Here is a 24,555-nt window from a genome sequence, read left to right as displayed (position 1 = left end):
TATGTTGATCCGTGTTGCGAAAGGCAAGTATGTATGACGGAAAATGTGATGATTTTGATTTGAAAGTAACGATCAGCTACCTTGGCCTTTATATGAATAGATTTGCTGAATTGACTTTGTATGGATGCGGGATATTAACAGTTCTGTTATTAAATGCGGGATTATTCTCCTGTACTTCATCAAAGGGAGAGCAAAAACAGCCCGAAATTTCCGACTCTATTCCTAAATCTCATTTCGGGATTGATCCGTCTTCGCCAAATCCAGTTGTAATTGGAGGAAGGCTTATGACATTTTATGAGATTAACTTCGATAATTTCACAAAGGACACAGTGAGGCTTGATGGGGTTAAGATCATGAATGCTTATAACACCACAGCAATTGCTTCTTTTAGTGGAGGTTCTCTTTCGGCGATTCATACGTTGAAAAATAAGGCACGCGTTGGGAAGAATATTATTCCTCCAGGAGCTTCGAGCACTGTTTATCTCGAGATAGCCTTGCCCTCCACATCAGGAAATTTGAGTATCTATCATAATATTGAATATACCCGCAGTCTTGAAACGCGTCATTTTTCAGGAGCATCTATTTCTATTCTCCCTTCGGAAAGGAATATTCTGGGACCGCCATTAGGTGAAGGTTTGTGGGCTGCTGTTTATGACCCGAACTGGGAGCGAGGACATCGTCGTGTTCAGTATATCGTTGATGGAAAGCCATGGCTGCCGGGCAGATATGCGATCGATTTTATTAAGATGGATGAGAAGGGTAAGTATGCAAAGGGTGATGAAGATCAAATAAAGAACTGGTATGGATATGGTGCAGATGTCCTGGCGGTTCAAGATGCTTACGTGATAGCAGTTGATACAACGTTTACGGAAAGTCCAACCTTATCAGGTCACAAAGATTACTCACCGGAAAGAGCAACAGGAAATTACATCTGCCTGTATTTTCCGGGTTTCTTTGCATTCTATGAACATCTTAAGCCTGGAAGCATCAAAGTAAAGGAAGGTCAGACCGTTGCGAAAGGAGAGGTGATTGCCTCACTCGGCTATACGGGAAACACAACCGGACCCCACCTGCACTTTCATTTGGCAAAGGGAAAGTCACCGTTGGGCTCTGAAGGGAAGCCATATGTTTTTGATCAATTCACATTGATGGGTAAGTATGATGATTTTTCGAAATTCGGTAAAGAGCGATGGACTGATCTGAAGAAAGGGAAGCGAATTATTAAAGAGGAATTCCCGGTATCCAATACTATCATCAATTTCCGATGAAAGCTGATCTTCAGGTGAATCCGTATTGATCATCAAATCCACTTATTTCTTGTAATTTTCCATTCTAACTACGAATAACATGGGTAGTAAAAGGGTTCCTTTCATACTGATATTGTTGGCATTTTTTACAACTGGTTACAGTCAGGTAAACGATCACAAATGGTGGAAGGAAGCTGTTGTGTATCAACTATATCCAAGAAGTTTTAAAGACAGCAACGCTGATGGTATAGGTGACCTGAAAGGAATTATCTCTAAGCTTGATTATCTCAAAAGCCTTGGCATTGACGTTGTCTGGCTGAATCCTGTCTACAGTTCCCCCAACGATGACAATGGTTATGATATCAGTGACTATCGTAATATCATGAAAGATTTTGGAACCATGGAGGACTTTGACGAATTACTGAAGGGACTTCATGATCGTGGAATCAAGTTAGTAATGGATGTTGTTGTGAATCACAGCAGTGATGAGCATGAATGGTTCAGACAGAGTCGCAGTTCAAGAACGAGCCCATATCGTGATTACTATCATTGGTGGAACGCTGACAAAGGAAAACCTTCTCCACGTTATAGTTTGTTTGATATCAATCACGATGCATGGAAGTACGATTCGTTGACAAATGCCTATTACCTGCATTACTTTTCAAGGAAGCAACCAGATCTGAATTGGGAAAATCCTAAGCTTCGCCAGGAAGTTTATGGAATTCTGAAATTCTGGGCAGACAAAGGGATTGATGGATTCAGGCTTGATGCATTTGGCTTTGTAGCAAAGGATATTTCATTTCCGGTGTTTCCGGAAGGATATGAAAAGAATTTTATGAAGTATTATTCTATGGGGCCGCATCTTCATGAGTATCTGAAAGAGATGAATCTGGAAGTGTTCAGTAAGTATAATGTGATGACGGTTGCTGAAGGAGCCGGCAATACAATGGAAGATGCACACAACCTCGTTGACGAAGATCGCCATGAGCTTGATATGGCTTATGCATTTGAAGGTGTGGACATCGCAAAAGAAAGTGGTTACAGTTTGCTTCATTTTAAAGAAGTTTTTTCGCGTTGGGACAGTGCTTTTGCAAAGAAGGGATGGCTTTCAGTTTTTTTGGCCAATCACGATCAGGCACGAATGGTGAGTCGTTATGGAAATGATACTCCGCCATACCGCGAGCTTTCATCGAAGATGCTTACGACATTCATTATGACGATGCGTGGAACTCCTTACTATTATAATGGTGATGAACTGGGAATGACGAATGCGGGCTTTGAGAAGATTGAAGATTACAACGATATGCCAACATTAAATGAATATCAGCATCAGAAAGATATTGGTGGGGATTTGCCGGCGTTTATGAAAGCAGTGAAGTTCGGGAGCAGGGACAATGGACGTACGCCCTTTCAGTGGGATAACTCTGTCAATGCAGGATTTACAACAGGTAAACCATGGATCAAGGTAAATCCTAACTATACAATAATTAATGCTGTGGTTCAGGAGAAAGACCCTAATAGCTGTCTGAGTTATTTTAAGAAAATTGTCAAGTTGAGAAAGGAGAATCCAGCCCTGATCTATGGTAAGTATACATTATTGGATAAGGGGAACGCCAAAATCTATTCGTATCTGAGGGAATATGAGGGTAAGAAGTTTTTGATCATGTTAAATTTCTCAGCGACTAAAGCTCAGGCAAACATTCCAATGGGGACGACCAATGCAAAGCTCGTCATGTCGAATTACAAGGAAGCCCCAGCAAAGAACAGATCAAAACTTTCAACTGCCTTACGTCCCTATGAAGTAATGATTTTTAAAATGTAAAATTTTCGGGACAAAGTGGATTAGTAACTATTCTGGAATCAATCCGTATTAGTCTTAAATTTTGACTTATGAAATTCCCCTGGCTCGATCAACTGGAGTATCCTTTTAAATCCAACTATTTTACTATCAACGGACAGCAACTCCACTATATTGATGAAGGACAAGGGGATGTTCTTCTTTTTGTTCACGGAACACCATCCTGGAGCTTTGACTTCCGAAACGTCATTAAAAAATTAAAATCCTCTTACAGATGTATTGCCATTGATCATATTGGGTTTGGCTTATCTGATAAGCCTGAAGATTATGATTATTCAACGGTGAATCACAGTAAAACCCTTGAGAAGTTTATAACCGATATGAATCTTCAGAATATGACGCTGGTGGTTCATGATTTTGGTGGACCCATCGGATTGAATGCTGCCATTCATCATGCGGAAAGGATTAAGAGTATGGTTGTTCTGAACTCCTGGCTGTGGAGTAATACTACGGACCCGGATTTCATCGCCTTCAGCAAGATTCTGAAAAGTCCGTTGCTTCCGTTTTTATATCGCTATCTGAACTTCTCACCAAAATTTGTTTTGCCTCAGTCATTTGGAGATCACAAGCTTTCTGGAAAATTGAAGAAGCAATACACTCAGGCCTTTGCAAATAAAACTGAACGTAACGGTGCTCTTGCATTTGCAAAATCATTGTTGAATGATCAGGACTGGTTTGAAAGTCTTTGGAGCAAGCGACAGGCAATTTCTTCAAAGCCAACCCTTTTCATATGGGGTATGAAGGATCCTGTTGTTAAACCAAAATACCTTGATAAATTCTTATCTGGTTTTACTCAGACGAAAGTTATTAAGCTTGAAAAGAGCGGCCACTTCCCACAGGAAGAGGAATCTGACAAAGTGAGTGACTCTATATCCTCTTTTCTTAAGTAAACGAATCTTCTGATGTTTTCATTAAAATAGTATTTTAGTGAAAATAAAGGAGATGAAGAGTTTGCTATTGTTTCTATTATTGCTGAGTTCATTTGCTCTCTACAGTCAGAAAATTGCCACTTCTTTCGATGATGCAATTAAGAATAGGGGAATTACTCTTGAAAAACTGGACGATAGATATAAAAGCGCTCTTGGCGATGACTCAACCAAAGCGGCATTCTGGGGTCAGGAAAAGGAATTTATCGCTGGCTATACTTCTTTGCTAAATGATCTCGGGAGATATCTTAAAAAGAACAATTTCTCATGGGGTAAGACTACCCGATGTTTCAACCGGATCTATATAAATAGTGATGGGCGCATTGACTACTTTCTTTTCAATTTTGCTCCCGGGACAATTGAGACTTTAAAAGAAACTCAATTCAAAAAACTGGTGAATGAGTTCATCAAGACTTATAATTTTCCTCTAAAGAACAAAATTGCTTTTGCGCAATGCAGTCCAGTGAAGTATAGCGACTGATGATCTCCTATAACATAATCCTATATCTTGCTGCCGGCTTTGTCATTGTACTTTTAGCCTTTCTCTATGCCCGTTCAAGAGTCAATCGCCTTCGAAAGAAAAGGCTTGAGATGATCCGTGAGAGTTGGGGTAAACCAAAGAATGAGGCGTTTCTCTTCGACCGAATTGATAAGTATGCTTCTGTGTCTGGCGAAAAAGAATTCCATCAACTCTCCAATCAAACAATTGATGACATTGACTTTTACAGGCTTTTCGAATTTCTTGATCGCACAACGAGTAGAATTGGTCAACAGTTCTTATTTAGAAAACTCATTCAGCCTGGAAGCAATTCCGACGATCTTAAAAGATTAAGTGAAAGGGCGGATGAACTGAATGGGAATGCTTCGCTACGGGAAAGTATTCAAAAAGAGCTGATTCGCCTCAATAACAATAATGCTTATTACATAACTTCTCTTATGGAAGATAAGCTTTTGGAAAAGCCAGTATGGTTTAATTATTTATTTCTGGATATCCTGGTAGTTGTTACGTTGCTCGGTCTTTCTTTCCGGTTTCCGATTTTACTTCTGTTTCTTATAATTCCAGTTATTATTAACATGATCATTCATTACTGGAATAAAAGTAATGCGATGAGGTTTGTGAAATCCTTTCCTCAATTGAATCTCCTGATCAGCATATCTGAGAGGATGATGAAGATTTATCCAAATCAGAATCCGGGTGATATTGAGAAGAGTATTAAAGACCTCTCCTCATTCAAAAGAAATTCAACTATTCTGAACCTTACTCAGACTGGTGATATCCGCGATGATCTTAGTCAGATAGGGCTCTATTTTGTGGAGTTGATAAAGATCTTTTTCCTGGTGGAAATTTTCACTCTTTTTTACCTGATCAGAGAACTGGAAACAAAGAAATCCAGTGTCACAACACTCTATCGTTACATTGGCGAGATTGATACAGCTATTTCGATAGCTTCTCTCCGTGCGGGTTCTAAAACCTGTCGCCCTACATTTATCAATAATGGAAAATCTTTAAGGGCAGTTAGTCTTTATCATCCGTTGATTGTTAATTGTGTTGAGAACAACATTACCGTCAACGGCAAAAGTGTATTGATTACCGGTTCCAACATGTCTGGGAAGACAACTTTTTTGCGAACGGTTATGATCAATTCAATTCTTGCGCAAACACTTTATACTTGTTTTGCTGAAGAATTCAACGCTCCGATTCTAAAGCAATTTTCTTCTATCAGAATCGATGATAGTTTGCTGGAGGGCAAAAGCTATTACTATGAAGAAGTAAATATTATGGCTTCTCTCATAGAAGAAGCTAAGTCTGGAAATCAGAACTTATTTATTTTGGACGAAGTATTTAAGGGTACCAATACAGTAGAAAGAATTGCATCCGCCAAGGCAATCCTGTCTTATCTCAATGGAGGAAATAATATTGTTATCGTTTCCACACATGATATTGAACTGTCGGCACTGTTGAATCAGGAGTATGATCTGTATCATTTCACGGAAACGATCGAGGATCAGCAGCTTCATTTTGATCATATGATTAAACCCGGATCTTTGACAACAAGGAATGGGATTAGAATACTTGAGCTTTCGGGTTATCCTAAAGAGATCATTGATGAAGCAAAAAGATTAAGTTCATAATGACTTATGAACGTCTGAATTTCAGGAAAGTAGATTTTAGAGATTGAATGTTATTTCCGCCTATCATTAATTTCAGCAATCTTCGATATTAAATCCTCCTTTTTCGGGTTGGAATGTGTATTATAGAGTAATCTTACCGATACCAAAATCCTATGAAAAAAATTACAACTCTGGCAGTTTGCTGGCTTGCCGCAATCTGTGTTTTTGCCCAACCATCTTACTACAAGACGGAACCAAGATTCACTGAAAGTGATTTTGAAATTAAGCATCATGTCGTCCGGGGTGAGAGGCATGGCATCAGCTATTTCAAAAAATTCAAATTCAAGGAGGTGGAATATAAAGCTGGCGACAAACTGACATTTGATATTTATCACACGCCCGATGTTAAGTATGCGTGGTACAGAAAATGGGCAGAGAAATATCCTGATATCACTGAATTGTATGAGGTTGGAAAAAGCTTTGAGGGCCGCCCCATTTTGCAAATGACCATCACTAATAAAAAGACCGGAAAAGATTTTGAAAAACCTGCCGCCTATTTTGAAGGTGGACGCCATAGTGGAGAAATCACCGGAAGTGAATCCATGCTTTGGCTCACTCAGTATTTGCTGGAGAACTACGGCAAGGATCCTGCTATTACGAAACTGATTGATACAAAGACCATCTATATGCGTCCGGAAAACAATCCTGATGGTGCAACACTTTACTTCTTCACAGCGCAACGCAATCGCAGTACAGTACATCCAAAGGATAATGATCGTGATGGATTATTGGATGAGGATTCAGAAGAGGATATGGATGATGATGGAATTATGTATCAGATGAGAAAGAGGGCTGGCAAGGATGAGATGGAGAAAGCGAACTACACTCTTGATTCCCGCGACCCTTCCGGCAGATTAATGAAGCACGTTCCGGATGGTCAGGGTGATTGGATTGTATACACGGAAGGCATTGATAATGATGGTGATGGAAAGTATAATGAAGATGGTATTGGTGGTCTTGATCTTCATCGTAACTATACTATGAACTGGCGTCCTGATGACGGAGGAGATTATAGCGGCCGTGGATATACTCAGGGAGGTGCAGGTGAATATCCACTAAGCGAATCCGAAACACGCGCAACAGTTTTATGGTTGCTGAGTCATCCTAATGTTTCCATTGTTAATTCAATGGATACCAGTGTGCCAATGCATCTCAGGCCTCCTTCCACATCAAAGCCAGAGGAAAGCATGTTTCCATCGGATAATAAAATCTATAAGCACATGGACAGCTTAGGGCTTTCTTATACACATTATCCATGGGCTGGCGATGTTTATGAAACATTTAACATGCGATCAAAAATTAACAGCTGGACAGGTCAGCCATCAAAACCTACGCCATTATTCGGCCACGGTCCTGATTTTGGATATTTCCAGTACGGCTCCATCTGGTATGGTGATGAGCTTTGGAACAGCGGTGCAATGAAAGATTATAATAATGATGGTGAGTATGATGATTATGACGCATTGCGCTGGGATGACGAAGGGAATGGTGGTAAAGGATTTAAGCCATGGAAAAAATTCATTCATCCAGTACTTGGCGAGGTGGAAATCGGTGGTTTCCATCCAAAGTTCTTTACCCAGAATGGCCCGCCATCACAACTGGAAAGCTGGGCTGCAAAGGAAGGGCGTTTTAATCTTGCGATGATGATGGAGCTTCCTCAGATTGAACTAACAGATGTGACTACAAAAGCGCTTGCCAATAATGAATATGAGATCAAAGTTCAGTGGACTAATTCCGGGAAGCTACCAGTGGCATTGGAACAAGCGAAACTGGTGAAGATCGTTCAGGAGGATAGAGTCATGCTTGACGTCGATAAGGCCTTGTTGAAGGGAAGTAAGGATGCGAAAGTGATTATTACTTCACCCGAAATTGGAGATAAAACAATTTATGCGGGTTATACTGGTGTTGGACAAAAGAAGGATGTTACTTTTAAGGTGAAGTTGAATCAAAAAGGCCCTGTTAAAATTAAAGTTAAATTGCTTTCAACACGGGGAGGATATAAGGAGAGGGAGATTACGATTGGGAATTGATTGGGCCTGTAAATTGAAAAGATAGTTTAAAAATAGAATTTAAGAGATTATGCGAGTATTGGTTTTGATTTTGGGAATTGGATTGATTTCGTTTCACTCCATGAGTCAGGTAAAATTCTGGCCAAAGGCTGGATTTAATACGTCAGGTGTTAAGTTCACTAATTCGAATCCTGCAAATCTCGGATTGTATGATGCAACAGTAGGGAAAGCTTATCCCTTAAGTAGTTCAAACACCTCCACAACTTTGGGTACTGGTTTTTATTTTGGTTTGATGGTTGATATTAGACTTAATAAGCATTTCTCTATCCGACCGGAATTATTGTATAATCAGAATAACGTCAAGCTGACCTACCAAAATGTGGCAAATGTGGATCCAAGTATCTTTCTTCGTCTGACCTATGAACAAAAAGAAAATAGGAGGTACTTGACAATTCCACTGAATCTTGTTGGTCACTTTAAATTTCAGGAAAATGATCTTCAGATTTCTTTAGGTGCTTACGCAAGTTTGGGAATGAATAGCACCTTTCAAGGTGAATTTGTCTATGAGAAGGTGAAAATGAATGGGATATATCGGTCAATTATTTTTTCAGAGACGGGTTCCGATGGAAGTACACAACTTTTAGCCGAAAGAATTCCCGTCAATACGTTTACGTATGATAGATACTATAATCCATTGGATATAGGAATGGAAATAGGCTTAGGATATCAAGTTGATAGGGTTCTTATTTCCGGAAAGTTTGTGAACGGAGTCAGTAATTCAAGCGCTCATTATGAGGACGAGAACCTGGAAGCAACCAGAGATAATCTGGTGAAAAGAAATATTGGATTCTCCTTAGGACTTGCTTATAGGATAGATAAAGTAAAATTGTAAAAAGCAAACTTTGATGAAAGCAATAAGAATTGTCTTGATTTTGGTATGTATAAGCACTGTTGGATATTCACAAGTCACGATCTGGCCTCAGGCAGGGGTAAATTTATCTACATCTGTCTATAATGATGATTCACCAACGGATGGATCCAACTTTATTTATGTCGCTTTTGACGGAAGCCCGGCTCCAACTGATTACAGAATATACAAACGCAAAGTGTCTGAATCTTTAAATTTTGGATTCTACGGCGGTGTTGCTGTGGATATAAAAGTAAATGATCAGATATCAATACGTCCGGGATTAATCTACAGTTTGAATCAGGTGAGAGTAGTTGTGGAAAACTGGGCTGTAAGTGGTGGATTATATTCTTATACTGGAGTTGAGAGAACGCAAAACAGAAAGTATATAACACTTCCTGTTAACCTGGTGCTTCATCATAAACTCTGGAAAAGTGAAGTTCAGACTTTCATTGGGCCTTACGTGGGTCTTGCACTTGATGGAGGTACTTATTCAGAAAAAGGAGTCGCCGGATCAGGTACAAGCTCTGGTGCCATTACCCAAGCCAGTTTCTATACTTTATCTTCTAAGATGCAGACAAGGAATGTGCCTGAAGGAAATAGTTTTGGAGAAGGGCAGTATTATAATCCATTAGATATTGGATTTAATTTTGGTGTCAGTTATCTCATTGGTAGAACAATGATCTCCTTAAAAATTGTGAGAGGTTTTACAAACTCGCAACCTCATTTTGAAGGAAGCCGAGAGGATGATAGAAGTCAATTAGGGTCAAGAAATTTTAATGCATCTCTTGGACTTTCTTACCGGATTTTTTGAATAGTCAGTAAAGCCCAGCTCTATAAAATAGAAAAGGTGCAAAGGATTAACCCTTGCACCTTTTCTTACGTTAACTTTCTTAAATCTACCAGATTTTAATTCTGTCCTCAGGCTTCTTGTATAGTTTGTCACCTGGTTTGATGTTGAATGCTTTGTACCACGCATCCATATTGACAGGTGCTCCAATCGTACGATATTCTCCAGGAGAATGTGGATTAGTAAGAATCATCTGCGCCTTGCTTTCATTCAATTGATTGCCTCTCCATACCTGTGCCCATGCGAGGAAAAATCTTTGATCAGGTGTGAATCCATCAATTTTTGTGTTGGACTTGCCCTGAGGGGTCATCTTGAAGGCCTCATAAGCAGCATTCAAGCCGCCAAGATCACCAATGTTCTCACCCATCGTAAGCTTTCCATTCACATGAAGTGTGTCGAGTACCGTGTAGGCATCGAATTGCTCTTGTAATTTTCTAGTTTTCTCATTGAACTTTGCACGATCTTCTGCAGTCCACCAGTTCTTTAGTGTTCCATCTGCCTGGTACTGACTTCCTGAATCATCAAATCCATGTGAAATCTCGTGACCAATCACTGAACCGATTGCACCGTAGTTAAATGCATCGTCAGCATCCATATTAAAAAATGGATATTGTAGTATTCCGGCAGGGAAAACAATTTCATTCAATACGGGGCTATAGTATGCGTTGACAGTTGGAGGTGTCATTCCGAAACGAGTACGATCAACAGGTTTCCCCAATTGTGCTACCATTTCATTGTATTGCCAGATACCTGCATTACGAAGATTCTGAAAGAATGCATCGCTACTAATTACTAATCCATCATATGTGCGCCATTTGTCAGGATAACCAACCTTAGGGGTAAACCCTCTTAATTTTTCAAGAGCCTTTACCTTGGTTGCTTCGCTCATCCAATCGAGTTGTTTAATGCGGATCTCATAAGCTTTCACAAGATTGTTGATCATCTCTTTCATGCGTGCTTTTGCTTCAGGCTTGAAATGTTTTTCAACATAAAGTTGTCCAAGCAATTCACCAATCGTGCCATCAGTCAACGTTGACATACGTTGCCAGCGTGGTGTCTGGATCTTCTGACCTGTCACTGCCTGATTGTATGCAAAGCTTGCATCTATAAAAGGTTTACTGAGAAAAGGTGAAGCGCCTCTCAGAATGTTCCATTGCAGATAAGTCTGCCATTGCTGAATGCTGCCATTTTTCAAAAGACTGTCTGCAGTGACAAAAAATTTAGGAACATTCACGAGGATACTGTCGCTTCCTCCAACTTTGAATTTATCCAATGTATTTTTCCAGTCAAAGGTTGGGGCCATTTTACTGAAATCGGCAATCGATAACTTATTGTATGTCTTATAAGGATCACGCATCTCTACGCGGCTCATTTGCGCTGCAGCGAGCTTCTTCTCCATTGCATAAACTATTTCTGCTTTTTTCTTTGCAGTTGCTTCATCATCACCAGCAAGCTTGAATAGTGTCACCATGTATTTGGTGAAAGCATCCTGTATCTTTTTTGAGCGTGGATCATTCTTCAGATAATAATCACGATCACCCATCGTGATACCACCTTGTGATATTTGTGCTGCCATGATCTGTGGATGTTTGCGATCCTGGCCAACAAAAAGCCCAAACAATGGAGAACCGATTCCCTGAATGCGCTCCAAAACGATCTCATCAATTACTTGCTGAGTGTTTTGCAATGATCCTGCACGAGCATAGTCAGCTGCGATAGGAGAGAATCCTGCTTTTTCAATTCCAAGACTATCCATTCCGGAAGCATAGAAATCACCTACGCGTCGCTTTACTGAACCAGCTGGAGCGGTCTTATCGGCTGCCGCTTCAGTGACAATCTTATAAACCGCTTTTTGATTAAAATCACGAAGAAGACTGAAGCTTCCCCAGTTTGTTTCTTTAGCTGGAACAGGATTGTTTTTAAGCCATACACCACCTGCATATTCTCTGAATTCATCACCGGGCTTTACAGTGAGATTCATATTAGCTGGATCGATCAATTTTGCTTTTGATTTTTCCTGCTGCGCATTGACGGCTGATACCCCGGCAAGGAGTAGGAGCAAAAGGATATTTACTTTGAAGGATAAGATTTTTGTAATCATAATTTGATTTTTTTTCGGAGTGCTAAAATAGCCGTTTTCAAGCCTGGGCATCGGAATTATTTCCGAACGGGTGAGTGCTCGTATCAGTGGCTTAAACAGGTGAAAAGAATGTATATTTCGTGGGAGAAAGCGTTTTAAATGGCTATTTTGTGTTACGGTAGTGCTAATGATTTTGATATGAAAACATTTAAAGAATCGCAGTTTGGATGGCCTACAGTGCTGGTTATGATACCGGCTCAGATCTTTATCATCTGGAGTTTTTTTGCGGGAGCAGGCAAGAATTCAAGCCTTGGTTCGATGATAACAATCTCTTCTATTTTTATCGTGGTTGGTATATTTTTCTACCGGATGAAAACCGTAGTGGATCAAAAAAGAATTACTGTTTCTTTTGGAGTTGGCATCATCCGAAAATCAATTGCGATGAGCAGGATCAAGTCGATACGTGAAGTAAAAAACTCATGGTTTTCGGGATGGGGTATCCGTTTTTTGGTAAACGGAATGCTATATAATATCACAGGCTTCAAAGCTGTGGAGATCAGTTTTTATGACACCAATAGGTTTGTCCGTATTGGAACTAAGGACCCGGCTTTGCTTAAGAATGAAATTGAAATGAAGATGAGTGGTCCTTTAAATGGGCTCATATAAATATATAGATAATCAAGAACCCTTTATTCTTTGGCTTTTAAGTTTTATGCAATTCGGTTCAAGTCATTCCAGAAAAAGAATCCGGTCTTCCCGCTCACCTGTAAAGCAATTTATCAGGGAGAATTTAGGTGAGAATGTCTATTCTATTGTTCGTTGGATTACAAATCCTAGAAAAGCTGCCTACAATCTGGTATACAATAAGACATCTAATAGTTATATGGTTGCTACCATTTTTCTAACGATGATAGGAGTTTTTCTTTTCGTGATGCTGGTCCTGCAGATTTTAAAATTTATCAGGCCTTCGGCTTAGATATCCGATACCCCTTAAACAATAAACATCTTGTTCTGTGCAAGACAATCCGCAAGATGCTGATAGGTTTCTTTAATATTTTCAAGCGAAGCATCTCTGTTCATCGATCTGAGAATGCGATCGGAAAGTGTCCCGTCATTCAGAATAACTGATAATTCCGGTTCCCATTTTTCCAACGTTGCATTTTTGCTTTCCAGTAATTTTGAAAAGATGTGCTTCCAGAGATCCTTAGCGATGCAAGGAGCTTCTAATCCAAAAGCTTCCGGATATTCCGATGATAAAATTTCAGTTTGCTGTCCGGTTTGTGAAGTATCATCTAAAATTCCGGCAAGGATTTCCGTCTTTGCACGCATCTGTTGTTCAAGATTGCAGAATTGCTCACTGACCAGCGCCTTGATTGTTTCAATCACCAGCGTCTGAATGGCAATGTCTGCCGGCGGCGCTTCCTGAATATCCATAATGCGGATCTCAATAGAGCCTCTGTCAAATCGTGGGATTGCTCCCCGGGAGTTCAGCCAGATTGGATTGAGAATATTTTCAGGATCGTAGGATGCAATATCATTTTTGATACGGTCGTAAATGCTGTTGGAATATTGTCGTTTGGAAAAGACTCCCTCCGGTACCACCCTTCCTGTGATGGACGGGATCTTCGCAAGCTTGTTCTTGTAATACTCCATTCTTGAATCCAGAGCGCCGGTAACTTTACCTTCAATGATTGGCGAACTGGCGCATAACGCAGGAAGAATAGGCAATACGAGACGAATTGCTGCATGAAGCTTTACAAATTCTTCATCATCGTAAAATGGTAAGTTTAGATGCGTGCTTTGCAGATTACTCCATCCATGACCACTACAGCTGAATATTCTATCGTAAACCTTGTAGACGTCATTGCTTCCATGGGGCCAGAATTTTGTTTCCTTCATAGGATCCATCCACGGGTGGGCAGCAGTTGGTAAAAGCATCGCATCCCATTGTTCCAGAATTGAGTTGATCCGTTTTACGTTATCCGCAAAAGCACTTTCCAGGGTATTGAAATTACTTTCGGGTTTTGTCGCCTTTAGCTCAATAACATGCAGGACTCGTTCATTTGACCACGTTACTACATCATTTTCAAAATTGGTTCCGATATGACCCAGCTCGTGCTTCAACAGTTCATCAGCAATCGGTCGGATATCCAGCGTTTTGCGATCAACGATCATATATTCCAACTCTACGCCGTAAGCCTGAAAAATGTGCAAACGTGATGGTTGGGTCATGATTAGAATATTATGAGTTTATCGCCGACAGAGTGTTAATGATAACGAATTTTAGTTCCAGTTGTTATCACGTTGATAAGCCGCTGTTCTCAAAGATAACCGTAAAATCACCTTTAATAATTTGTCGTTTTCCTGAAAAGACTAATATTGCACCATTCCCTAAAGAATTATGAAAAAGAAACTATTAGTGCTCGGAATGTTGTGTTTTGCCATGGTACAGGCATTTGGCTGGGGGGCCACAGGTCACCGCGCTACCGGGCTGATCGCAGAACAATACCTGAATGCCAAAGCCAAAAAGAAGATTGCCATGATTCTTGAACAGGAATCTATTGCGATGGTCTCAAATTGGATGGATGAAATCCGCTCTGATTCTACTTACAACTATGCTACCGACTGGCATTGGTCTACAATTCCGGATGGTAAAAAATATGAAGATGTTGAATCGATAGCCAATCCGGATGGAAGATTGATCATGATGATTGAAAAGGTAACAAAAGAACTGAAGTCAGGGAAGCTCACAGCCAAGCAGGAAAAAGAGTTTTTGAAAATGCTCATTCACATGATCGGTGATGTTCATCAACCGTTGCATGTTGGTAAGCCTGGTGATAAAGGTGGAAATGATGTTAAACTGAAATGGTTCCGCAACGACTCCAATCTTCATCGCGTGTGGGATAGTGAAATGATCGACGATAGTAAATTGAGTTATACTGAGCTGGCAAATGGAATTGTAAAACCTGATGCATTAGTTGTAAAGAAATGGCAGGCTACTACTGTGAGAGATTGGGCATTGGAGTCAATGGGATATCGTCCTCAGGTGTATGATATTGGTAATGGAAATCTGAGCTACCAATACGGTTTTAAGTATTTTGGAATAGCAAAGATGAGAATCCTGCAAGCTGGAATAAGAATGGCGGGCGTTCTGAATGATATTTATGGTAAATGAGGTGTCAAGTCTAATGGCACGCCTGATTGTACTTCTTCAGTTTAAAATAGTTATACGGTAGCGGGGCTAAAAATCCTGCTGCCATTGCAATCGCCAAAGCTGTCCAGTACATAGGATTCTCAAAAGCTGCCTTACCTCCGGTAATCATAAAATCCGTTGCGTTCATTACAATCTCCATCGCAATCATCGAAATGAATGACATAGAGATTGCCATTTTGAATGAACTATTCCAGGAAAGTTTTTCACGACGATGCAATAACACAGTTTCAAGAGATACGGAAGTAATCAATCCTGCAATCACTGCCAACACCATTTGAACTCCCATGGATGTGGCTGGGTAGTATCGCTGAAGGAAAATGATCATAAGAAAATCTCCTATTGAGCATCCAATAAGGCAATTCAGGGTATTTGATGAAGCTCTTTTCCAGACTTGATTGTCCTGCCAGAATTCATTTGCGGTTTTGACCATATCTTTATAATTACCGTCTTCAGATATCTGGTAAGGATATTTTTGCAATGCCTGTTGAAGGATCGCCGCTGGAATATGATGATCCATCGTGATTTCGGCAGTTGATTTGCTAAGATCAATCTTCACATCTTCTACATTCTGGACAGATGAAAGTACACGTTGAACGGTACTGGCGCATCCGCCGCAGGTCATCCCTTTAACTGAATATGTATGTGTCATTTTGAATTATTCCTGAATACGTGTGTAAATATACGGCTGAAGCTGCCGGTAGATATTACATAATTCAATGAAAGAGTTACACTTTGTCGAGCGGCACTCTTTTCTCCGCTCCTATCTTTTTGAAGTAGCCAGGAGTAAGTCCAGTAATCTTTTTAAATTGATTGGACAAATGTTGTACGCTGCTGTAGCTCAGTTGATCGGCGATCTCTCCCAGTGAAAGTTCTGCGTACACCAACAGTTCTTTTACCCTTTCGATCTTCTGAAGGATCAAATAATGTTCAATGGTTGTTCCTTCAATAGTGGAGAAAAGATTGCTGAGAGATCCGTAGTCCTTATGGAGAGTTTCTGACAGGTATGAGGAGAATTTCAATCTTTTATTTTTTGATTCCTCATCACGAACCCATCCGATAATAGTTTTTTTTATCTGATTCACTGTTCTTGCAGACTTGTCTTCCAGTAATTCAAACCCCAATTCCTGAAGTGAGCTGCTGAAACTCTGAAGAGAATTTCTGGAAGGGAGTTCTTTCATCCCGACTTCGCCTAATTCGAGGGAGCTATATTCAATCCTGTGCTTTTCAAGCTCTTTTTTTACGGCTGATTTGCATCGGTCGCAAACCATGTTTTTGATATAAAGGATCGCCATAGATAGTGTTTCAATATTAACCTTTTGTGACAAGGGAAAGTTGCAGAAACATATTGAAAACTCATCGATTCTTTTTTACGGCTAATTCGTCAACCCTTTATACCTTTAAGGTTTTCAAAACAGAATTATGGAGGAAAAGAGCTTAAACTTCCTGGAAGAAATTGTTGAAAATGATCTGAAGGAGGGGAAATTCCAGGGAATTATTACCCGTTTTCCGCCCGAGCCTAATGGATATCTTCACCTGGGGCATGCTAAAAGCATATGCCTAAACTTTGGCCTTGCCCTCAAGCATGGCGGTAAAACAAATTTGCGCTTTGACGACACAAATCCGGTAACGGAAGAAACCGAATATGTAGATGGCATAAAAGGGGATGTGCGTTGGCTGGGATTTAACTGGTCGAATGAATTTTATGCATCCGACTACTTCGGAAAACTCTACGAGTTCGCCACAGTGCTTATTAGAAAAGATCTCGCATATGTAGATGATAGTACTAGTGAAGAAATTGCTGCGCAAAAAGGAACCCCTGTTAAGCCAGGAGTTCCATCTTCTTTCAGAAGCAGGAGTATAGAGGAAAATCTCAGGTTGTTTGAAGAGATGAAATCAGGAAAGTACAAAGACGGGGAAAAAGTACTTCGTGCAAAAGGAGATCTCGCAAGCCCTAATATGCATATGCGCGACCCTATCATCTATCGCATCAAGCATGCTCATCATCATCGTACGGGTGATACATGGTGTATCTACCCAATGTATGATTTTGCCCATGGCCAGAGTGATGCCATTGAGAACATTACTCACAGCATTTGTACCCTTGAGTTCATCCCGCATCGTGAACTATACGATTGGTTTATATCCAAGCTTGGTATTTATCCATCGCATCAGTATGAATTTGCACGATTGAATCTCACTTATACCATCATGAGCAAACGCAAGTTACTGCAGTTGGTGAATGATAATAATGTAACCGGGTGGGATGATCCTCGCATGCCGACGATCTCTGCTTTGAGAAGAAGAGGCTATACACCGGAGAGTATTCGTGAATTTTGTGACAAGATCGGTGTCGCAAAGCGTGAGAACCTGATTGATCTTGGAGTTCTTGAGTTTTGTGTGCGTGAGCATCTTAACAAAATCTCATTGAGAAGAATGGTGGTCTCTGATCCAATCAAGGTTGTTATCACGAACTACCCTGAGGGAAAATCGGAAATGCTTCCCAGTGAAAATAATACAGAAGATCCAGCCACAGGGTCAAGAGATATTCCTTTTAGTCGCGACCTCTATATCGAAAAGGATGACTTCATGGAAGTGCCAGCGAAGAAATACTTCCGTCTGGCTCCCGGACAAATGGTTCGATTAAAAAGTGCCTATATTATTAAGTGTGACGAAGTTATCAAAGATGCTTCCGGTAATGTGACTGAACTTCACTGTACCTATATTCCTGAAAGCAAGAGTGGTTCAGATGTTTCAGGCATAAATGTCAAAGGAGTTATTCATTGGGTGAGCGTGCCGCATGCGTTGGAAGTTGAGGTAAGATTGTATGATCGTTTGTTTAGTGTTGAAGACCTTAGCCAGATCGAAGATGATTTCAAAAATCATTTGAATCCTGAATCTCTGAAGATACTTCCCAGAGCATATGCAGAACCTGCATTGGCGGAAGGTAAAGCTGAAGACCGGTATCAATTTATGCGCGTTGGATATTTTTATCGCGATACTGACTCGACAGAGAAAAAACTTGTATTCAATCGCACGGTTACGTTAAGGGATATGTGGGCTAAAGAGGCTAAGAAGGCTTAGGTTGAATCAAGAAATTATTGATTCAACACAAAACTGACTCCCTTATTCTTATATTCTCCAATAATCTTTTTCAGATCTTTGAAAGTTTCATAAGGAGCCTGAGGAGCAACGGAATTTACCATCCAGGCTGGGACTGATCCACCAAGATCAATTTCAATATAGTAATCAACCTTAAGCCTTGAAGCACTTAATGCTTTTACAGTGTATTGGGCTTTGGAATAGGGAACGCGTATTACGTTTTCTTTTTCAGGAATGTATTTCGGCAGACTGACAAGATCCACTTGAAGATCTTTTGTCTGCTGATTTTGATTTACTGTCAGCTTAATAACAAAGTCGCGATTACTTGTCAATATTGGGGCGGCTGCCTCGGTATAATAAATAACTTCCCCGTTACTCACTTTTTTCAAAACCATTGCTTCCAGCGTCTTGTATTGCCATTCTTTATATCTGTCAATATCAAGAACTGCTGCTGCAAATTGAGAAAGTGTGCTCTCGAGTTCGAAGGATGCTTTTACTGATTTAAATTTTGAATTTTTAAGTTCACAGGTGTAGACCTTAATGCCGTTTTTATCCACCTTCAAATCGCAGTCTGTCTGAGCTGCAGTTTGTAAAAAAGTGGATACTACCAGAATGATTGAAAGAATGAAATAGTTCATTGTAGTAACTATGTAAAAATCATTCCATCATGGTATGGGAACTGAAAATGAATACTTTTTATCAACACCGGAGAAGTCATCTTTAAGGAAGTGCGACAATACCAATAGATTTTCTTTGCTTCTTAGAACCGTTAGGTAGTGAAACATGGGCTTATACTTTCCTGAAGAGTCTTCGATTTTTATGCCCAATGGCTGATGAAGCCCGCCACCACCGCCAATAACAAGAAAATCTTTTCCAGATTTCTTAAAATGTTCAAATGTGTGGGAGTGTCCGGTGATAAACAGTAATCCTTTTTTTGTTTTCAGATAGGGTTTCACAAAACGCTCTTGCACAATCGTAGATGATCCCACCAGTTTGCTATTGGTGTATGGTGCATGATGACAGGTGACAATGGTTGCTTTTATTGCAGGATCTTTATCTACAGCATCAAGCATTTTTTCATACCAGGATTGTTGGATAACAATGGCTTCTGTTTTCAGTTTCGAGAAATTTGAATTCACAAGAATAATGGCAACTGAATCGACTATGCTCACATATCCGGTACGCACATGATCGGGGAAACGCTTTTGAAAATTCACTTCTCCTTTTGCCGCGCGTCTCATGACATCATGATTTCCTAATACTGCATGGACTTCAATCCCTTCTTTTCTACAGGCCTCAATATATTTATCCATGTCTCTCCATTTTTTATTACGGAAGCCAAGAGAAACTACGTCTCCCAGAATGTAAACTGTTCGTGGTTTAGTCTTAACAATATCTTCAAAGATCAATCGTGTTGCCTTTTTGTTTTGGTTGCCTTTCAGATAAATGTTCTCCATCCACAATGGCGCCTGTGTATCACTTACGAATGCGATTTCATTTTTGGCAGTAGCAATTTGGGCATTGACAATCGTCGTGAGGGTGATTAGAAAAAGCGCTAATGAAATGGCTCTTGGCATGATTATTTAATGGTTAAACTGACCCTCTAAATTTCTAAATTCTTGTGATTCCTATCAAAAAAGCTGTTTTCCTTCTATCATTTTTAATGATTTTCAATTGCTGTTTCTCACAGGAAAAGAAGGTTGAAAAAGAGTTTGATATTATTCATGCGAGTTTGTTCTATCCCCAGACTCCAAAGTTACGCAAGATTAAAGTTGCCATCCTCATTGAGAAATTCAAATTTCCTGAAGCATGGCTGGAAGGTGCTTATCATATTCCTTTTCTCAATGTTCAGGGTCGCATGGGGTTGCATAGGAATTTTACTGCCCATCTTAATCTTGGTACGGTGATTATCTCCAATCAACTTGCTATTGGTGTAAAGTGGAATAAGCAATTCAATGATACGTTCTCTTTTAATATTGGTTATGATCTTGCGGGCGTCATTGGCGCTTTGTCCTTCGCTGACTTTAATACTGATGTAAGGGCGATTATCCATAATCCGAATTTCTCATTTGGCTACCGGTACAAAGACGTGGCATTTACTATTAAGAGTGAGTTGAGTGTTGTAAGTCACGTAAAGATCAGGACAGGAGAGAATGTAATCTCAGATGAGAAGAATTTTTACAATGGTTTTAGCGTGGGGTTATATATGGAGCAGCGACTTTGGAAGGACAATGTCATTATTCTTGGACTCAAAAATCACTATACCAAATTTGATTACATCGCCTGGCCGGCATTCAGCACCTTTAATCGCTTTTATAATATTCCTGAAATTTCGATTGGACTTATACTATGACAAAGAGAAATTTCTTCGGTTTAATTTTTATTCTTCTGATGCTTGCGGGCAGCTGCATTCGTGAAAACAATGCGTTTATTCCTTTTCTTCCCAATTCAATCTTAAAAGACGGAGATAGGATGCCAGTTGCTTCAAGACCTTATATGGAAGGAGTGTATGCAATTACAAAAGGAAGCAATCTTTTTGGTCCTTTCGCAGTGCTGAAATGGCATGGTAACGATTTTTCTTTATTCAGCGAGGTGCAGGGATGCTACTTCGTAATGAAAGCGGCTCATCTGGATTCAGTGATCTTCATGGAAGGTTACTGGCGTTACTCTTCCAACAATAAGACGGGTTTGATCAGTTTACGTATTTCAAAAAATAATGGTGCGAAAGATATTCTAAATAAAGTTCAGGGGAATCCTATGATTACCGGCGCATATGGTGAAGGGCCAAGTCTGCCATCCACTGAAATACAAATGGAGTATGTGCGTCCGTTTTCCGAAAAGATCAAGACTTCTGATTTTTATGTAATGGCCCATCGGTCTGGTGGAAGAAATTCTGATAATCTTCCGCACTCAGAGAATAGTATCGATATGATCCGCTACACCAGAAACTTTGGTACAACGGGTATTGAAATTGACATCCGACTTACAAAAGACAAAGTGCCCGTGATCTATCATGATGAGGATCTTAACATAAGATCCACAACAAAAGGACCACTCATTGGAGCTGTTGAAGAGTACACTTTTGACCAGATATCCACCTATGTGCGGCTTCTTCATGGGGAAAAAATCCCTACACTTGAGGAAGCTCTGACTTTTGTTGTTGATAGTACAGAGTTGCGTGCCGTATGGCTTGATATGAAGGATAATCCTAATGCTTTAAAAGCGGTGATACCATTGCAACAGAGCGCATTGGCAAGGGCAAGAGCTGCTAATCGCAATGTAGAAATATGGATAGGCCTTCCGACGGATGAAATGATCAATGAATTTCTTGCGTACCCTAACCATGAAAATATTCCGGCTCTGTGCGAATTGACACTGGAGCAGGTTCGTAATACAAATGCTAAAGTATGGAGTCCACGCTGGACACTTGGCACGCAGGTTGAAAATGTTGAGTTGATGCACTCAGAAGGAAGAAAAGTATTCTGCTGGACCATTGATGATCAGAAGTTCATGAAGCAGTTTATCACCGAAGGAAACTTCGACGGATTGCTCAGTAATTATTCGGCGATGACAGCATACTATTTTTATATACAGGAATGAAGAAAGGAATTACTCTGTCGGTTTTATTGCTTTTCGCATTCCTGCAAGGAAGAGGCCAGGAGATGGACACCACTTTAAGAATGTCTATCCAGGTCGGTACTGGATGGACACACTATTATAATAATATGGTGATTGGAAGAAGTTCTATAACTAATGATTACATAGGAAGTTCAGTCCGGATCATGTGGGAGCCGGAGCATCGGTTGAGTCTGGGGGTTGAATCAGGATATTACAAATTGTATAATGTTGGCCTGGAAACCGGTGATGGAAATGTGGATCTGGCGATCATTCCACTCATGGCAAATTTGAGAATGCGAATCTTGAAGAATTTTTATATAACAGGGGGAACAGGCGTGGTGATCATGAAATCCCAGATCAATAGTACCGGGGCTGAGAGTAGTAAGAGCACAGTAATTTCCTATTCCAATGTTCAGTTGTCCGGACTTTACCTTTATAAGATAACAGAACAGGTAGGGATAGGTGGAGAGGTAAAATTTATGTGGATAGATAAAACCAATGATTTCATACATTCCATCCAGGCAGTGGTTTCCTATAGGTTCTAAATCAGGTGAATCTTTTTCCACCACCACTGAAATACAACAAGCCCCCAAATACGCGCATGCACATCTCCAGGATTCATGGAGAATAATTTTCGCTTCAGTTTTTTAATTTCTGTGTAATTAAAAATTCCCTGTTCGTTGACAAATTTATCAGAGAGTAGATCATTCTCAATTGTTGATTTCATTTCTGATCGAAGCCACTTAAGCAATGGAACTTCGAAACCTTTTTTCGGCCGATTGTATAATTCTGCTGGAAGCATCTCACGGAATGTATCCTGAAGAATTTTTTTCCTCATCGATCCATCAATTTTATACTGATCAGGAAGACTGAATACAAAATTTACAAGCTCATAATCGAGGAATGGCACCCTCACCTCAAGACCATGTGCCATACTCATCATGTCAATCTTTGTGAGCATATCGTTCGAAAGAACAAGATTAACATCCGTCAGAAAAATATCATTCATTGACTCTTTTGAAGGAATGAATTTCAGTAATTCTTTTTTACGTGCAACATAATCCTGTTCGGAAAATTTCTGAAGACTTTGCTGAGACAGGATTTTTTTTGCATTGGTTTCAGGAGTAAATGCTGCCCAGCGCCAATAACGCTCTGATGAGGTAAGTGATGCGCCTTCCGCAAATCGATCCAACTGACGAAATGTATTTGAAAGTGAAGTATGACGGGATTTAGGAAGCAGTTTCCACAGGGGACCCAGCCCGGCAGCGATATTTTCTTTCCAACCAGGATGAAGTGTGCGATAAAATGCAGCATGTTTATTATAACCACCCATTAGTTCGTCTGCACCATCGCCAGAAAGAGCTACAGTAGAATGCTTGCGGGTTTCCTTGCTCAAAATATAAACAGCTATAGAGGAAGAATCTGCAAAAGGTTCATCCGTAGAATCAAGTATTGAATTAAGATGCTTATATAAATCGTCATTCGTGAGAGAGAATACGGTATGTTCTGACTGAATCTTTTGTGCTACTAATTGTGCATAAGCTGTTTCGTCAAAGAACTTTTCGTCTTTGAATCCAATCGAAAAAGTGTGGAGATCGGGTTTGTGCTGTTTGGCTATCATAGCGACAACGGAGGAATCTACTCCACCGCTGAGAAAAGAACCTAATGGAACATCCGAAACCAGTCTTCTCTGAACTGATTTTTCGAGCAAAGCCTTAAATTTTTCTTTAGCCTTTTCGTAAGAGATAGGATTTGTGACAGCTTTGACTTCATCAAAAGGAACCTCATAATATTTACCAATGGTCATTTGTCTGTTCGTAACTCTGGCAAAATGACCAGGCATCAGTTTTTTGACTTTTGAAAAAATTGTATCCGGTGCTGTGATATAATTAAGCTGCAGGTAAGTAAAGAGAGAACTATAGTCGATCTCTTTTTCAATACCGTAAGCCAGGATTGATTTCATTTCTGATCCAAACAGAAATTTATCATCATCCATGACATACAGGAGTGGTTTGATGCCGAAACGGTCTCGTGCAATAAAAAGGGATTGTTCTTCACGGTCGTATACACAAAACGAAAAGAATCCATTGAGTCTGGAAAGGCAATTCTCTTTTTCATGAAGGTACATCTTCAGTAAAACTTCAGTATCAGACTCTGAAAAAAAGGTGACGCCTTTCTCTTTCAGTTCTTCCCGAAGCTCCTGATAGTTGAAGATCTCTCCATTGAAGACAATGCAGTATCGCTCACTTTCGTCCCACAATGGTTGATTGGCGATGTCGCGGGTGTCAATGATTGATAGTCTTCTGTGTCCAAGGCAAACCCACTCATCTACGTGGATGTTTTGAGCATCCGGACCGCGGTGAGCAAGAGATTCTGTTGCCGCAGCAATATTGATTTTGCTGAACTTGCCAACGAGGTTAAACGCAAAGACTCCGGTGATGCCGCACATAGTCTGCAAATAATGAAATTCTTAATAAACAAAACAATTTTCCTGTTCGTCCTGATATGCTTGTTTGGTAGGCTTGGCGCAGATGGAATTAAACCGTATTTTAATGATCGTACAAAAGTATTTTTC

The 24,555-nt window shown here is 40.1% G+C and carries 21 protein-coding genes; 14 read left to right on the top strand and 7 right to left on the bottom strand.

The features are described 5' to 3' along the window. Positions 1–11 precede the first annotated feature (11 nt). From HOP08_05120 to HOP08_05085, 8 genes are all read left to right on the top strand, one after another. Positions 12–1,268 carry a M23 family metallopeptidase gene (locus HOP08_05120; GenBank protein NOT74289.1) on the top strand — a complete coding sequence of 419 codons (1,257 nt, stop codon included), beginning with the start codon at positions 12–14 and terminating at the stop codon, positions 1,266–1,268. 79 nt (positions 1,269–1,347) lie between these two features. Continuing rightward, complete coding sequence (locus HOP08_05115; GenBank protein NOT74288.1) at positions 1,348–3,069, top strand: alpha-glucosidase; 1,722 nt, start codon at positions 1,348–1,350, stop codon at positions 3,067–3,069. A 68-nt stretch (positions 3,070–3,137) separates the two neighbouring features. Next, on the top strand, positions 3,138–3,995 hold the full coding sequence (locus HOP08_05110; protein ID NOT74287.1) for an alpha/beta fold hydrolase: 858 nt from the start codon (positions 3,138–3,140) through the stop codon (positions 3,993–3,995). A 37-nt stretch (positions 3,996–4,032) separates the two neighbouring features. Then, on the top strand, positions 4,033–4,512 hold the full coding sequence (locus HOP08_05105; GenBank protein ID NOT74286.1) for a hypothetical protein: 480 nt from the start codon (positions 4,033–4,035) through the stop codon (positions 4,510–4,512). Continuing rightward, positions 4,512–6,164: a DNA mismatch repair protein MutS gene (locus HOP08_05100; protein NOT74285.1), complete on the top strand. Its 1,653-nt coding sequence runs from the start codon at positions 4,512–4,514 to the stop codon at positions 6,162–6,164. The genes HOP08_05105 and HOP08_05100 overlap by 1 nt, the downstream gene beginning before the upstream one ends. A gap of 152 nt (positions 6,165–6,316) precedes the next feature. Continuing rightward, positions 6,317–8,233 carry a peptidase gene (locus HOP08_05095; GenBank protein NOT74284.1) on the top strand — a complete coding sequence of 639 codons (1,917 nt, stop codon included), beginning with the start codon at positions 6,317–6,319 and terminating at the stop codon, positions 8,231–8,233. A 49-nt stretch (positions 8,234–8,282) separates the two neighbouring features. Next, positions 8,283–9,104 (top strand): PorT family protein, encoded by an 822-nt coding sequence (locus tag HOP08_05090; GenBank protein ID NOT74283.1) that lies wholly within the window; start codon positions 8,283–8,285, stop codon positions 9,102–9,104. A gap of 13 nt (positions 9,105–9,117) precedes the next feature. Next, positions 9,118–9,933: an outer membrane beta-barrel protein gene (locus HOP08_05085; GenBank protein NOT74282.1), complete on the top strand. Its 816-nt coding sequence runs from the start codon at positions 9,118–9,120 to the stop codon at positions 9,931–9,933. A gap of 85 nt (positions 9,934–10,018) precedes the next feature. Here HOP08_05085 and HOP08_05080 read toward each other — a convergent pair whose 3' ends face one another. After that, positions 10,019–12,067 carry a M13 family metallopeptidase gene (locus HOP08_05080; protein NOT74281.1) on the bottom strand — a complete coding sequence of 683 codons (2,049 nt, stop codon included), beginning with the start codon at positions 12,065–12,067 and terminating at the stop codon, positions 10,019–10,021. A gap of 180 nt (positions 12,068–12,247) precedes the next feature. Here HOP08_05080 and HOP08_05075 point away from each other — a divergent pair, with 180 nt between their 5' ends. Beyond that, complete coding sequence (locus tag HOP08_05075) at positions 12,248–12,715, top strand: hypothetical protein (GenBank protein NOT74280.1); 468 nt, start codon at positions 12,248–12,250, stop codon at positions 12,713–12,715. A gap of 324 nt (positions 12,716–13,039) precedes the next feature. Here the strand turns inward: HOP08_05075 and HOP08_05070 are convergent, their stop codons facing one another. Continuing rightward, positions 13,040–14,281, bottom strand: a complete 1,242-nt coding sequence (locus tag HOP08_05070) for a glutamate--cysteine ligase (GenBank protein NOT74279.1) — start codon at positions 14,279–14,281, stop codon at positions 13,040–13,042. A 169-nt stretch (positions 14,282–14,450) separates the two neighbouring features. Here HOP08_05070 and HOP08_05065 point away from each other — a divergent pair, with 169 nt between their 5' ends. Continuing rightward, positions 14,451–15,224 carry a S1/P1 nuclease gene (locus HOP08_05065; protein ID NOT74278.1) on the top strand — a complete coding sequence of 258 codons (774 nt, stop codon included), beginning with the start codon at positions 14,451–14,453 and terminating at the stop codon, positions 15,222–15,224. Between the two features lie 10 nt (positions 15,225–15,234). Here HOP08_05065 and HOP08_05060 read toward each other — a convergent pair whose 3' ends face one another. Beyond that, positions 15,235–15,912, bottom strand: a complete 678-nt coding sequence (locus tag HOP08_05060) for a DUF4396 domain-containing protein (GenBank protein NOT74277.1) — start codon at positions 15,910–15,912, stop codon at positions 15,235–15,237. A gap of 76 nt (positions 15,913–15,988) precedes the next feature. Then, positions 15,989–16,555, bottom strand: coding sequence for an AraC family transcriptional regulator (locus HOP08_05055; protein ID NOT74276.1), 567 nt, complete (start codon positions 16,553–16,555; stop codon positions 15,989–15,991). Between the two features lie 127 nt (positions 16,556–16,682). Here HOP08_05055 and HOP08_05050 point away from each other — a divergent pair, with 127 nt between their 5' ends. Then, positions 16,683–18,344 carry a glutamine--tRNA ligase/YqeY domain fusion protein gene (locus HOP08_05050; GenBank protein ID NOT74275.1) on the top strand — a complete coding sequence of 554 codons (1,662 nt, stop codon included), beginning with the start codon at positions 16,683–16,685 and terminating at the stop codon, positions 18,342–18,344. 14 nt (positions 18,345–18,358) lie between these two features. Here HOP08_05050 and HOP08_05045 read toward each other — a convergent pair whose 3' ends face one another. Together HOP08_05045 and HOP08_05040 are read right to left on the bottom strand one after the other, a co-directional pair. Next, the gene (locus HOP08_05045; GenBank protein ID NOT74274.1) at positions 18,359–19,000 is read right to left on the bottom strand and encodes a hypothetical protein; all 642 of its coding nucleotides are present in this window, start codon (positions 18,998–19,000) and stop codon (positions 18,359–18,361) included. A gap of 27 nt (positions 19,001–19,027) precedes the next feature. Beyond that, complete coding sequence (locus tag HOP08_05040) at positions 19,028–19,939, bottom strand: metallophosphoesterase (protein ID NOT74273.1); 912 nt, start codon at positions 19,937–19,939, stop codon at positions 19,028–19,030. Between the two features lie 44 nt (positions 19,940–19,983). Here HOP08_05040 and HOP08_05035 point away from each other — a divergent pair, with 44 nt between their 5' ends. Genes HOP08_05035 through HOP08_05025 form a run of 3 tightly spaced genes read left to right on the top strand, consistent with a single transcriptional unit; the run spans position 19,984 to position 22,525 of the window. Next, complete coding sequence (locus HOP08_05035) at positions 19,984–20,715, top strand: hypothetical protein (GenBank protein ID NOT74272.1); 732 nt, start codon at positions 19,984–19,986, stop codon at positions 20,713–20,715. Then, on the top strand, positions 20,712–21,962 hold the full coding sequence (locus tag HOP08_05030; protein NOT74271.1) for a glycerophosphodiester phosphodiesterase: 1,251 nt from the start codon (positions 20,712–20,714) through the stop codon (positions 21,960–21,962). Before HOP08_05035 ends, HOP08_05030 begins: the two co-directional genes overlap by 4 nt. Further along, the gene (locus HOP08_05025; protein NOT74270.1) at positions 21,959–22,525 is read left to right on the top strand and encodes an outer membrane beta-barrel protein; all 567 of its coding nucleotides are present in this window, start codon (positions 21,959–21,961) and stop codon (positions 22,523–22,525) included. Before HOP08_05030 ends, HOP08_05025 begins: the two co-directional genes overlap by 4 nt. On the opposite strand, the gene asnB is transcribed toward HOP08_05025, so the two are convergent. Continuing rightward, positions 22,522–24,429 (bottom strand): asparagine synthase (glutamine-hydrolyzing), encoded by a 1,908-nt coding sequence (gene asnB / locus HOP08_05020; protein NOT74269.1) that lies wholly within the window; start codon positions 24,427–24,429, stop codon positions 22,522–22,524. The two genes, HOP08_05025 and asnB, sit on opposite strands and share 4 nt — an antisense overlap. Between the last annotated feature and the right edge of the window lie 126 nt (positions 24,430–24,555).

Source organism: Cyclobacteriaceae bacterium (assembly GCA_013141055.1).
Classification (GTDB): domain Bacteria; phylum Bacteroidota; class Bacteroidia; order Cytophagales; family Cyclobacteriaceae; genus ELB16-189.
Note: the sequence above shows the minus strand (reverse complement) of the source record. Positions and strands in the feature narration are given on the sequence as shown.